Here is a 12545-nt window from a genome sequence, read left to right on the forward strand (position 1 = left end):
ATCGCGGCCCGTTTTGCGTCGCGCCCCGGCGTAGACATGATCCCGAAATGTAAATCATCGTGTCATTTGTTGGGACGATATTGACTCCTTCCCGGTCCCGGCGCAGCGTCGCGCAAAACAGATCGGGGAGAGGTTGCATGCTGACGGCACTCATCATCGCATCGGCGCTTGCGGCGCACGCGGCGCCCGTGGTGGCGGGACGGCAAGTCGAGCGGCTCGACCGCGGGCTCGTGGCGGTGCCGGCGGCGGACGGGGGCAATCACGTGTCGTGGCGGCTGCTCGCCACCGACGGCAAAGGTGCGCGCTTCACGCTCTATCGCGACGGCAAGGCGATCGCGAAGATCGGCGGCGCCCAGGCGACCAGCTATCTCGACAAGACCGGCACCGCGACCTCGCGCTATGCCCTCGCCGCGCGCGACGCCGGCGCAGTCACGTGGACCAACGGCTATCTCTCGATCCCGCTCGACAAGCCCGCCGACGGCCGCGCCGACGGCGAGGCCTACAGCTATTCCGCCAACGACGCCTCGGTCGGCGATCTCGACGGCGACGGGCGCTACGAGCTGATCGTCAAATGGTATCCGTCGATCGCCAAGGACAATGCCTTTTCGGGCTATACCGGCGCGACGCTGATCGACGCCTATACGCTGGAGGGCAAGAAGCTGTGGCGGATCAACCTGGGGCCCAACATCCGCTCGGGCGCGCACTACACCCAGTTCATGGTCTATGACCTCGACGGCGACGGCAAGGCCGAGATCGCGATGAAGACCGCCGACGGCACCGTCGACGGGGCCAACCGGATGATCGGCGATCCGCATGCCAACTGGACCAGCCGCGACGGCGAAGTCGACATTCAAGACCGCACCGGCGCCAAGGTCCTGCCCGACGGGCGCAAGGTCTCCGAGCTCAAGGGCCGCATCCTCAAGGGCCCCGAATATCTCACCGTGTTCGACGGGATGACCGGGCGCGCGCTCGCCACCGCGCCCTATGCCCCGGCGCGCGATCCCAGCGGCGACAATCCTGGCTACGACCAGATGAAGGCGACCTGGGGCGACGGTTACGGCAACCGCTCCGAACGCTATCTCGCGGGTGTTGCCTATCTCGACGGGCACAAGCCCAACCTGATCTTCGGCCGCGGCTATTATGCCCGCTCGACCGTCGCCGCATGGGATTACCGGAACGGCAAGCTCAGCATGCGCTGGCTGTTCGACAGCGCGACGCCGGGCAACGAGAAATATGGCGGCAATGGCAACCACCAGCTCTCAATCGCCGATGTCGACGGCGATGGGCGGGACGAGGTGTTCTACGGCTCGATGGTGATCGACGACAATGGCAAGGGGCTGTGGTCGTCGGGCCTCGGGCACGGCGACGCGATGCATCTCTCCGATCTCGATCCCACCCATCCCGGTCTCGAAAAGTTCGGCGTCCACGAAGTGATGCGGATGAGCGGCAATCGCGGCGCGGCGATGCTCGATGCCAGGACCGGCGCGATCCTCTGGTCGACTCCGGCCGACAAGGATACCGGTCGCGGCATCGCGATCGACATCGACCCGCGCCACCCGGGCGCCGAGGCCTGGGCGAGCAATTCGCGCGAGCTCTACGACGTGAAGGGCAATGTCATCCCCGGCGGGCACCCGCGCGCCGCCAATTTCGGCATCTGGTGGGACGGCGATCGCCTGCGCGAGCTGCTCGACGGCAAGAAGATCACCAAATGGGACTGGAACACCGCGAGCGAGCAGGTGCTGCTCGATCCGGCGGGCGTGGTCTCGAACAACGGCACCAAGGCGAACCCGTCGCTCTCGGCCGACATCCTCGGCGACTGGCGCGAGGAATTGGTGGTTCCCAGCGCGGACAGCAGCGAAATGCGCATCTACACCACGCCGATTCCAACGGGCGAACGCATCGTGACGCTGATGCACGATCCGGTCTATCGCCTCGGCGTGGCGTGGCAGAACACCGCGTACAACCAGCCGCCGCACACCTCCTATTTCCTCGGGGCAAAGTGACGCCATGCTGCTAATCGCGCTGCAGATGGCGATGACGCAGGCCCCGCTCCGCTTCGATCTCGAGCCGCCCAAACGCGCGACGGGGCGCGTCGCGGTCGCGGCCGACAGGCCGTACGAGGCCGGCGGCTATGGCTACGAGCCGCAGCGCCGGGGCAGGGAGTTCCTGTTCTCCGCCGCGGTGCCCGAGGGCAATTACCGGGTGACCGTCCGGCTCGGCGGTCATGTGACGGTGAAGGCGGAGTCACGCCGGCTGATGCTGCGCGACGTCACGACCAAACCGGGCCAGTACGTCACGGCGAGCTTCATCGTGAACGTCCGCAACGCCCGGCTCGCCCCGCCCCCGGCCAACGCGCCGGGCGGCAGTCAGGTCAAGCTCAAGAGTCGCGAGAAGGACAGCTATAGCTGGGACGACAAGCTGACGCTCGAATTCCTCGGCGATCCGCGCGTCGCCTCGATCGACATCGAGCCGGTCACTGTGCCGACGGTGTTCCTCGCCGGCGATTCCACTGTCACCGACCAGCGCGCCGAGCCCGCGGCAAGCTGGGGCCAGATGCTGCCGAACCTGTTCGAGCCGGCCGTGGCAGTCGCCAACCACGCTGAATCGGGCGAGACGCTCAAATCGTTCGTCACCGAACTGCGCTTCGACAAATTGCTCTCGCAGGTGAAGCCCGGCGACTGGCTGCTGATCCAGTTCGGCCATAACGACCAGAAGGCGCAGTGGCCGCAGACCTATGCCGACCCCGCGGTCACCTACCCCGCCTGGCTGCGCACCTATATCGCCGAGGCCCGGCGGCGCGGCGCGCACCCGGTGCTGGTCACTTCGCCCGAGCGGCGCAACTACACGCCCGGCGGCAAGGTGAAGCGATCGCTCGCCGAATATGGCGAGGCGGCGCGCAAGGTGGCGCGCGACGAGAATATCCCGCTGCTCGATCTGCAGGAACGCACCGTCGCGCTCTACGAGGCGCTCGGCGAGGCAAAGGCCGCGACCTTGTTCAACGACGGCGGCAAGGATCGGACGCACCACAACAACCCCGGCGCCTGGTTCCTCGCCCGCGCGGTGGCGGCGGAGATCGCGGCGCAGGCCCCTGAACTCGCGGCGCACCTCAAGCCGGCGGCGCGGCGCTTCGACGCCGCCAACCCCAAGCTCGACGAAGGCGCCATCGCCCCCAGCCTCGCCGAGAGCGACGTCCGGCCCGCGGGGAGCTGATGGCGCGCCGCACACAATCCTCCCCCGGAGGGGGAGGGGGACCAAGCGCAGCTTGGTGGAGGGGTAGTCTCCCCAAGCAACGTGGCCTGTGGCCAACACCCCTCCACCGCTTCGCGGTCCCCCTCCCCCTCCGGGGGAGGATCTAGATGCGCACCGGCAACACCTTCGACGCCCGCGATCACGGCGCACGCGGCGACGGCGTCGCGCTCGATTCCCCGGCGATCAACGCCGCGATCCTCGCCGCCGAGAAGGCCGGTGGCGGCATGGTGATCCTCCCTCCCGGCGACTATCTCAGCTTCTCGCTGCGCCTGAAGAGCCGCGTCACGCTGGTGCTGGAAGAAGGCGCGACGCTGATCGCCGCCGAGAAGGGCCCGCTCGGTGCCTATGACCTGCCCGAAGAGCGCGGCCCCCAGCTCTACCAGGATTTCGGCCACAGCCATTGGCACAACAGCCTGATCTGGGCCGAGCATGCCGAGGATATCGCGATCATCGGCAAGGGCCGGATCCACGGACTCGGCCTTACCCGAAACGGCCCGGGCACGCCGTGGAGCAAGCAGGCGGGCGAGCGTCCGCTGTCGATGGCAGCGATGCCCGCCGCCGATGTCGGCAAGCTCGAGCGCAATCGCGCGGCGATGCAGGGCATGGGCAACAAGGCGATCGCGCTCGCCCATTGCAACCGCGTGAAGCTCGACGGCTTCAGTATCTTCAAGGGCGGCCATTTCGCGTTGCTGGCGAGCGAAGTCGACGGGCTCGACATCACCGATCTCGCCATCGACACCAACCGCGACGGACTCGACCTCGACTGCGTCCGCAACGCGCGGGTCGAGCGCTGCCGGGTCAACACCCCCAATGACGACGCCATCGTGCTCAAGACCAGCCTCGGGCTCGGCCGGCGATCGAATTGCGAGGACATCGCGATCCGCGATTGCACCGTCAGCGGCTATGATCTCGGCACGATGCTCGACGGCACCCGCCAGCGCACCCAGCAGCTTTCGCCCGATCGCGACCGCGTCACCGGCCGGATCAAGCTCGGCACCGAGAGCAACGGCGATTTCCGCCGCATCCGCATCGCCAATTGCCGGTTCGAGCGCAGCCGCGGACTCGCGATGGAGACGGTCGACGGCGGCACGATCGAGGATGTCCTCGCCGAGAATATCGAGATGGATGACGTCACCACCGCCCCGCTGTTCCTCCGCCTCGGCGCGCGGCTGCGCGGACCCGAAGGGACGCAGCCCGGCGCGATGCGCAACATCGAGGTGCGCGGATTGAAGGCGACCGGAATCGATCCGCGCTTCGCCGCGATCCTCGCCGGGCTTCGCGAGCATCCGATCGAATGCGTCCAGCTGCGCGACATCGACCTCTCGTTCCGTGGCGGTCTCGACGAGGTGCCGGCGAACCCGCCTGAACTGGCCGATGCCTATCCCGAGCCGAGCATGTTCGGCCCCACCCCCGCCTGGGGCTTCTGGGCACGGCATGTGACGGGGCTCGAAGTCAAGAAACTGCGCCTGTCGCGCGAAGCCGCCGATGCGCGCCCGCCGGTCTTGCTCGACGATGCGCCTGCGCGCGCCGAGGATGCGCAATATTGGCCTGCCGAGGTTTGACGCCGTCACGCCATTCGACTATCCAAATGTTGCATTACAATCCCACATAATGGGCTCAGGAGAGGGCATGACGACCACCCACGCATTCAAGATGCAGCTGAAGCCGGGCGTCGTCGACGAATACAAGGCGCGGCACGACGCGATCTGGCCCGAGCTTGCCGAGCTTCTCCACCACAGCGGCATCCGCGACTATTCGATCTTCCTCGACGAGGAGACGCTGTCGCTGTTCGCCGTCCTCAAGCTCACCGACGACAATAGTCGCGAAGCGCTGCCCGAGCATCCGGTGATGAAGAAGTGGTGGGATTACATGGCACCGCTGATGGAAGTCGAACCGGGCAACAAGCCGAAGGAATGGGCGCTCAAGCCAGTGTTCCACCTCGCATGATTCGCGCCGCCCTCCTCGCCGCCGCATCGCTGCTCGCGCTCCCCGCCGCCGCGCAGGAGGCAAGGCAGACCGCCAACTTCAACGCGCCGGTCAAGACCTTCGGCCGCGTCTCCTACGACGCGCGCTCGCTGATGATCGACGGCAAGCGCACGATCATCTGGTCGAGCGAGATGCACGCGTTCCGCCTGCCCTCGCCCGATCTGTGGCGCGACGTGCTCCAGAAGATGAAGGCGAGCGGGTTCAACACCGTCGCTTTCTATTTCGACTGGGGCTTCCACAGCCCCAAAAAGGGCGTCTACGATTTCAGCGGCATCCGCGACATCGATCGCCTGCTGACCATGGCCGAGGAAGAAGGCCTGTGGGTCATCACTCGCGCCGGCCCCTATGTGAACGCCGAGCTCACCCGCGGCGGCTTCCCCGGCTGGCTGGTCAACCAGCGCGGCCGCGCGCGGACCGACGATCCTGAGTACATGGCCGCCGCCGATGAATGGCTGACCAAGGTCGACGCGATCATCGCGCGCCACCAGATCAACGGCGACGGCAAGGGCAATCGCGGCAACGTCATCCTCCATCAGATCGAGAACGAGCTGGCGCTGACCACCCCGGCGCAGCGCCGCTACATGGATCATCTCCATGCCAAGGTGCGGGCGGACGGGATCAATGTGCCGATCTTCCACAACGATCAGGGCCGCAACGGCTATTGGGTGCCCGAGGATAGCAAGGTCGAGAAGACCGTCGCGGGTCCCAACGACATGTATGCGTTCGACGGCTATCCCGGCGGCACCTGCACGGTGAACGGCAAGCCCACTCGCGGCAGCGCGGCGCCCGACTGGGGCTATTACGGCCCGGGCGGCGCAAGAGGCGGCGCCTCGGCCTCGCCCAACACGCCGGGCTTCCTCGCCGAGTTCGGCGGCGGCTGGTTCGATTATTGGGGCTCGAACGGCGGATACGAGTGCAACGCGATTCAGCGCGGCAAGCGTTTCCAGCGCGTCTTCTACGGCACCAATCTCGCCAACGGCATCGGCATCCAGAGCTTCTACATGGGCTATGGCGGCACCAGCTGGGGCTGGCTCCCCGCGCCGGTGGTGTTCACCAGCTATGATTATGGCGCCGCGCTCTCCGAAGCGCGCGAAGTGCGTCCCAAGGCCGAGGAGCTCAAGCAGCTCGGCGGGCTGATCGCGGCGGTGCCCGATCTCGCCGGGATGATCCCCGCCGGCCCGGTCGAGATCTCGACCGACAAGATCCAGGTCTATCACAACAAGAGCCCCGAGACCGACGCGCGCTTCCTGCTGGTGACGCACAAGCCCTCGAACGGCCAGACCAATGACCGCTTCACCGTCACCGCCGACTTGCCCGACGGCCGCTACACGCTGCCGATGCAGCTCGACGGGTTCGACGCCAAGTGGCTGGTCGCGGGCGTCAATCTCAGTGGCCAGCGGCTGGTCTATTCGACCTCGGAATTGCAGACCTTGGTCAAGCAGGGCGGTCGCGATATCGTCTTGCTCTATGGCCGCGACGGCGAGGCCGGCGAGACCGTGCTGCGCTATGCCAGCGAGCCCAGAGTGACGGTGCTCGAAGGCGGCGCGACCTCGACCTTCAACACCAATGGCGACCTCAAGCTCAATTACGCCCATCGCGGCCTGACCCGCGTGCGCATCACCGGCGGCGGCCGGCCCGATCTGCTGCTCCTCATCGGCGACGAAGCCGAAGGCGCGAAGTTCTGGCACAGCGGCGACGTCCTCGTCCGCGGCCCCGCGCTGGTCCGCAGCGCCAAGACGAGCAAGGGTAACCTCGCCCTCACCGGCGACACGCGCGAAGCCACCCCGCTCGAAGTCTGGGCACCCGCCAGCGTCCGCAGCATCACCTGGAACGGCGCGAAGACCGGCTCCGGCGCCACCTTGCCCGGCCCCGCCGACTTCGCCCTGCCCGCGCTCTCCGACTGGCGCGTCGCAGGCGGCGCGCCCGAGGCCGATCCCGGCTTCGACGACCGCGACTGGGCGAAGATCGACAATCGCGCTTATGCCAGCATCACCGCGCGCGCCGATGGCCAGCCCAACATGCTGATGGACGCCTATGGCTTCCACGAAGGCGATGTCTGGTATCGCGGCCGCTTCGCCGGCACGCCCGACGCCCAGCGGCTCAGGATCCATTACGGCGCCGGCGGCTCGGGACTGGTGCAGGTGTTCCTCGATGGCAGGCTGATAGGCCAGGACGAGATCCCCGCCGGCCTCCCCCGCCCGCTCACCACCGGCGCGCCGAGCTTCACCTTGCCCGACGCCGCCCGCGCGCCCGGCGAGCATGTCCTGTCGGTGATGGTCCGCAACAACGGCCACAATTGGGACCTCGACGCCGACGATTTCCACAAGGAAGCGCGCGGCATCGTCTCGGCCTCGATCGAGCCGGTCGCCGGGCACAGCTTCTCGGTGCCGATCACGTGGAAGATCAACGGCCGCAGCGAGGACCTGTTCGATCCGGTCCGCGGCGTGCCCAACAATGGCGGCCTCGATGGCGAGCGCCGCGGCTGGACTCTCCCCGCCTTCGACGACCGGGGCTGGAAGCCGGCCACCGTCCCCGCCGCGCAGGCCGCGGCCGGCACCAGTTGGTACCGCACCGCCTTCGATCTTGCCGTGCCCAAGGGCCAGGACGCGACGATCGGCCTCGCCTTCGGTGACACGTCGAAGCCGCGCTCCCCGGTCGCCTATCGCGTGCTGATCTTCGTCAATGGCTGGAACATGGGCCAGTTCATCGCGCATGTCGGGCCGCAGCGCGTCTTCCCGATCCCCGAGGGAATCCTCAACCATCGCGGCAAGAACCACATCGCGCTCGCGGTGACATCCGACGGCGCACCCGGTAACGCGCTCGAGCAGGTGAAGCTCGTCACACTCCGCAACGTCCGCGGCGGCATCCCCGTCCGCATGGTCGCTGCACCTTCCGTCCCCTCCGAACTCAAGCAGGTAGACTAATGGCCGCCCTCACCCACGACATCCCGCGCAGCGAGATCACCAGCAAGATCGACCTGCTGATGGACAATCTCGTCAACATCAAGGACGAGACCGGCGAGTTCCTCCTCCATCTCGAGGACGGCCGGATCATCGACACCAAGGGCTGGGCCGGCTGGGAATGGACCCACGGCGTCGGGCTGTTCGGCATGTGGCGCTATTACGAGCAGACCGGCGACGACAAGGCGCTGGCGATCATCAAGCAGTGGTTCGAGGACCGTTTCGAGGAAGGCACGCCGACCAAGAACATCAACACCGTCGCGCCGTTCATCACGCTCGCCTATCTCTACGAGCAGGAGCCGGACCCGCGCTACATCCCCTATCTCGACACCTGGTGCGAGTGGCTGATGGCCAAAGACGGCCTGCCCAAGACCGAGGAAGGCGGCTTCCAGCACATCGTCTATAACGACGAGAATCCCGGCGAGATGTGGGACGACACGCTGATGATGTCGGTGCTGCCGCTCGCCAAGATCGGCCTGCTGCTCAATCGGCCGCAATATGTCGAGGAGGCCAAGCGCCAATTCCTCGTCCACATCAAATATCTGTTCGACAAGAAGACCGGCCTCTGGTTCCACGGCTGGGATTTCAACGGCCGGCACAATTTCGCGGAAGCGCTTTGGGCGCGCGGCAATTGCTGGGTGACAATCGCAATCCCCGAGATCATCGAGATCCTCGATCTGCCCGAAGGCGATGCCTTCCGTACCTTCCTGATCGACACGCTCGCCGCGCAGGTGAAGACGCTCGCCGAGACGCAGGATGCCGAGACCGGCCTGTGGCACACGCTGATCGTCGATCCGACCTCGTATCTCGAGGCATCGGCCACCGCGGGCTTCGCGTACGGCATCCTTAAGGGCGTCCGGAAGGGCTATCTGCCGCGCCATTACGAGGCGGTCGGCATCAAGGCGGTGAAGGGGGTGCTCGCCAATATCGACGCATCGGGCGAGCTCCAGCAGGTCAGCTTCGGCACCGCGATGGGCGACACGCTGCAATTCTACAAGGACATCCGCCTCACCTCGATGCCCTATGGCCAGAGCCTCGCGATCTGCGCGCTCGGCGAGTTCCTGCGGACCTATATCTGATGGTGCGGGCGGCGCTGCTCCTCTGCTTCGCCGCCCTGCTCTTCCCCCAGTCGGCGCGCGCCCAGCTCGCCGACTGGATCGACCCGCGGCCGGGCGCTGCGGGGCTCGACCTCACCGGCGCGCAGGTGGTCACTGCCCCCGGCGACGCCGAGGTGGTCACCCTCGCCGCCGAAGATCTGCGCCGCGATCTCGCCACCGTCACTGGCAAGGCAAGCGGCGGCAACTCGATCTGGGCCGGTACGATCGGCAAGAACCCGGCGATCGACCGCCTGATCGCAAGCGGCAAGTTCGACGCAAAGCGCCTCGCGGGCGCATGGGAGAGCTTCGTCATCGCCACGGTCGAGCGCCCCTCTCCCGGCGTCCCCCGCGCGCTGGTCATCGTCGGCAGCGATCGTCGCGGCACGGCCTACGGCATCTACGAGCTCAGCCGCGCGATCGGCGTCTCGCCCTGGCATTGGTGGGCCGATGTCACTCCGCTGCCCCAGCGCAACCTCCACGTCCGCCCCGGCACCCACCGCTTCGGCCCGCCCTCGGTCCAATATCGCGGCATCTTTATCAACGATGAGGATTGGGGGCTCACGCCCTGGTCGGCGACCGTGTTCGAGCCGGGAACGCGCGGCATGGGGCCGAAAACCTACGCCAAGGTGTTCGAGCTGCTGCTGCGGCTCAAGGCCAACACGCTGTGGCCGGCGATGCACAAGATCTCGCCCGCCTTCAACGCGAACCCCGAGAACGCCAGGCTCGCCGATCGCTATGCCATCGTGATGGGCTCGTCCCACGCCGAGCCGATGCTGCGCAACAATGTCGGCGAATGGACCGCCGATACGCACGACTATGATTACGGCAAGAACCCGCAAGGCGTCCGCGCCTATTGGGAGGAACGCGCGCGCAGCAACGGCCAGTTTGAGAGCATCTGGACGCTCGGCATGCGCGGCATCCACGACAGCGGGATGCAGGGCGCCGCGGACATGCCGACGCGGAAGCGCTTCCTCGAGAGCATCTTCGCCGATCAGCGCGCGATGCTCGCCCGCCACCTCTCGCCGCAGGTCGAGCGCGTGCCGCAGGTGTTCACCCCGTACAAGGAAGTGCTCGACATCTATCGCGACGGGCTGGCCGTGCCCGACGACGTCACGCTGATGTGGCCCGACGACAATTTCGGCTATATCCGCCGCTTCCCGACGCCCGCCGAACGCAGGCGCAGCGGCGGCGCGGGGATCTATTACCACCTCTCCTATCTCGGCGCGCCGCTCTCCTATCTGTGGCTGTCGACCACCCCGCCCGCGCTGATCGCCGAAGAAATGGGCCGCGCGTTCGATCTCGGCGCGAACCGGATGTGGATCGCCAATGTCGGCGACATCAAGCCGGGCGAGCTGGCGACCGACTATTTCCTGTCGCTCGCCTGGGACGTGCCCGGCACGCGCGCGCTCGGCGTCGCGAAATGGACCGAGCGCTGGGCGGCGGAGAATATCGACGCGTCGCAGGCCGGGGGAATCGCCGCGATTCTCGCCGAGCATTATCGGCTCAACTTCATCCGGCGTCCCGAGCATCTCCAATGGTGGCTGCCCGGCCAGAAGGCGCGTCAGAGCCCCTTGTCGATCGCCGAGGCCGATGCGCGGCTGGCCGCCTTCGATCGCAACCTCTGGGCGCTCGGGCCGATCGCCGCCGCTGTCCCGCCGCCGCGCCAGCCCGCATTGTTCGAGCTGCTCTATTATCCCCTCGGCGCCGCGATCGCGGCGAACCACCGCGTCTTCGCCGCCGAAGCGCATGACCGGCTGCGCGACACCGATTTGCCCGCGGCGCTCGCCCGCGCCGCCGAAGCGCGCGAGGCCGATCGGGAGATCGCTGCGCTCACCGCCTCTTATGACAAGCTGGCAAACGGCAAGTGGCGCGGCTTCCTCGCCCCCGAGCCTGCAGACGGGCAATGGAAGAGCTTCCGTCTCACTCCGCCAGCGCTGCCGACCGCCACGCCGCAGGGGCTCGCGCCGGCCAAGGTCGCGGCCCCCGCGCCGCCGCGCGACGTTTCCGGAGGCCCGTCGCTCGACTTGCGCACGGTCAGCGGCAGCTGGCGGGTAGTGACCGGGCTCGGCCGGAACGGTCTGGTGCTGGCATCGCGCACGGCCGCCAGCGTGGTCGGCGCCGCCGCGATCGATCTTCCCGCCGGTCGCTGGCGCGCGACCGTCGACCTGATCCCGGCCTATGCCGACGCCGACGGCGCTCCACTGCGGCTGATCTTGCGCATCGATGGCAAGGCGTATCCGCTGGAAGCGCCGCGAGAGACCGGCAACGCGGCCTGGGCGCAGGCCGTGCTCGACAACCGCATCGCAGTCGAGGTGCCCGCCTCGATCGACTCCGGGAACCACCGGATCGAACTGACCGCCGATGCTGGTGGCGTGCTGGTGGAAGCGATCCGGTTCGAGATCCACGATTGACCGGCGACGCCCGTCGCGTTCACCAGACCATCAGCCCGATCGCGATACCGCCCTGGACCGCCACGATCAGCAGAAGATAGGTGGAGAAAGGCTCCTTGCGGGTCTTGTGGCGAAACATCCGCCGCGCCGCCAACGCGCCCGGCGACCCGCCCAGCAGCGCCAACCCCAGAAGATCGGCTTCGCGTATCCGGCGCGCGCCGGCGATTGCGCGGCGCTTGTCGTGCCAGAAGCATCCCATCGTCCAGAGGTTGATGCTCAGGACCCAGCCAAGAGCGATTGCGAACATCGGATCAATCTGCACCGCAGACAATTACGCATTCCTTGCCGACGCATCGCCGATCCCCGGGGAGCCGGCAAGACACGGGAATTGGCCGGGCGCTACGGCTTGGGCTGCCACAGCTCGATCTTGGTGCCGTCCGGATCGAGGATCCATGCGAACTTGCCGCTCGGATCGCTATCGTCGCGCTTGAGGATCGCGACGCCCTTCGCCTTCAGCCGCGCGATGAACGCGTCCATGTCGTCGACGGTGAAGTTGAGCATGAACTCGCGCGGAGACGGGTCCATATAGTGCGTGTCCTGCTTGAACCCGCGCCACACGACCGCCTCGGGATGGCCGGGCGCATCATAGCGCAGCATCGCGAAGCCGACGCTCTCCACCGGGATGCCGAGCACGTCGCGATACCAGGCGGCGAGCGCCTTCGGATCCTTGCTCTTGACGAACACCCCGCCCACGCCGGTGACATGCCCGGCCTGTTGCGCATTCGCCGGCACCGCGACCAGCGTCAAAACCATTGCGATTCCCGCGCCAGCCCATCGCGCCTTGCGCATGACGATCTCCCCAT

General features: G+C 67.3%; 9 protein-coding genes. 7 read left to right on the forward strand and 2 right to left on the reverse strand.

The window, feature by feature from the left end; all coding sequences use genetic code 11:
- The first annotated feature begins 137 nt into the window (after positions 1–137).
- The 7 genes from E5A74_RS13845 to E5A74_RS13875 all read left to right on the forward strand — a co-directional run bounded on the left by E5A74_RS13845 (position 138) and on the right by E5A74_RS13875 (position 11703).
- On the forward strand, positions 138–2003 hold the full coding sequence (locus tag E5A74_RS13845) for a rhamnogalacturonan lyase (RefSeq protein ID WP_166745807.1): 1866 nt from the start codon (positions 138–140) through the stop codon (positions 2001–2003).
- A 4-nt stretch (positions 2004–2007) separates the two neighbouring features.
- Complete coding sequence (locus E5A74_RS13850; protein ID WP_135985967.1) at positions 2008–3210, forward strand: rhamnogalacturonan acetylesterase; 1203 nt, start codon at positions 2008–2010, stop codon at positions 3208–3210.
- A gap of 146 nt (positions 3211–3356) precedes the next feature.
- Positions 3357–4811: a rhamnogalacturonidase gene (locus tag E5A74_RS13855; protein ID WP_135985969.1), complete on the forward strand. Its 1455-nt coding sequence runs from the start codon at positions 3357–3359 to the stop codon at positions 4809–4811.
- Between the two features lie 67 nt (positions 4812–4878).
- Positions 4879–5196 carry an L-rhamnose mutarotase gene (locus E5A74_RS13860; RefSeq protein WP_240699812.1) on the forward strand — a complete coding sequence of 106 codons (318 nt, stop codon included), beginning with the start codon at positions 4879–4881 and terminating at the stop codon, positions 5194–5196.
- Complete coding sequence (locus E5A74_RS13865) at positions 5193–8159, forward strand: glycoside hydrolase family 35 protein (RefSeq protein ID WP_208411888.1); 2967 nt, start codon at positions 5193–5195, stop codon at positions 8157–8159. Before E5A74_RS13860 ends, E5A74_RS13865 begins: the two co-directional genes overlap by 4 nt.
- Positions 8159–9274: a beta-galactosidase BglB gene (gene bglB, locus E5A74_RS13870; RefSeq protein ID WP_135985971.1), complete on the forward strand. Its 1116-nt coding sequence runs from the start codon at positions 8159–8161 to the stop codon at positions 9272–9274. The genes E5A74_RS13865 and bglB overlap by 1 nt, the downstream gene beginning before the upstream one ends.
- Positions 9274–11703 carry a glycosyl hydrolase 115 family protein gene (locus E5A74_RS13875; protein ID WP_135985973.1) on the forward strand — a complete coding sequence of 810 codons (2430 nt, stop codon included), beginning with the start codon at positions 9274–9276 and terminating at the stop codon, positions 11701–11703. Before bglB ends, E5A74_RS13875 begins: the two co-directional genes overlap by 1 nt.
- 19 nt (positions 11704–11722) lie before the next feature.
- On the opposite strand, the gene E5A74_RS13880 is transcribed toward E5A74_RS13875, so the two are convergent.
- Both E5A74_RS13880 and E5A74_RS13885 read right to left on the reverse strand, forming a co-directional pair.
- The gene (locus E5A74_RS13880) at positions 11723–11989 is read right to left on the reverse strand and encodes a DUF1294 domain-containing protein (protein ID WP_135986473.1); all 267 of its coding nucleotides are present in this window, start codon (positions 11987–11989) and stop codon (positions 11723–11725) included.
- 92 nt (positions 11990–12081) lie between these two features.
- Positions 12082–12495: a VOC family protein gene (locus E5A74_RS13885; RefSeq protein ID WP_240699813.1), complete on the reverse strand. Its 414-nt coding sequence runs from the start codon at positions 12493–12495 to the stop codon at positions 12082–12084.
- Between the last annotated feature and the right edge of the window lie 50 nt (positions 12496–12545).

The sequence above is a fragment of the Sphingomonas naasensis genome, assembly GCF_004792695.1.
GTDB classification, from domain to species: domain Bacteria; phylum Pseudomonadota; class Alphaproteobacteria; order Sphingomonadales; family Sphingomonadaceae; genus Sphingomonas; species Sphingomonas naasensis.

Coding starts and splice junctions, on each gene's coding strand:
- E5A74_RS13860 (WP_240699812.1), top strand. CDS start 4,879: ATGACGACCACCCACGCATTCAAGATGCAGCTGAAGCCGGGCGTCGTC.
- E5A74_RS13880 (WP_135986473.1), bottom strand. CDS start 11,989: ATGTTCGCAATCGCTCTTGGCTGGGTCCTGAGCATCAACCTCTGGACG.
- E5A74_RS13850 (WP_135985967.1), top strand. CDS start 2,008: ATGCTGCTAATCGCGCTGCAGATGGCGATGACGCAGGCCCCGCTCCGC.
- E5A74_RS13875 (WP_135985973.1), top strand. CDS start 9,274: ATGGTGCGGGCGGCGCTGCTCCTCTGCTTCGCCGCCCTGCTCTTCCCC.
- E5A74_RS13885 (WP_240699813.1), bottom strand. CDS start 12,495: ATGGTTTTGACGCTGGTCGCGGTGCCGGCGAATGCGCAACAGGCCGGG.
- E5A74_RS13865 (WP_208411888.1), top strand. CDS start 5,193: ATGATTCGCGCCGCCCTCCTCGCCGCCGCATCGCTGCTCGCGCTCCCC.
- E5A74_RS13845 (WP_166745807.1), top strand. CDS start 138: ATGCTGACGGCACTCATCATCGCATCGGCGCTTGCGGCGCACGCGGCG.
- bglB (WP_135985971.1), top strand. CDS start 8,159: ATGGCCGCCCTCACCCACGACATCCCGCGCAGCGAGATCACCAGCAAG.
- E5A74_RS13855 (WP_135985969.1), top strand. CDS start 3,357: ATGCGCACCGGCAACACCTTCGACGCCCGCGATCACGGCGCACGCGGC.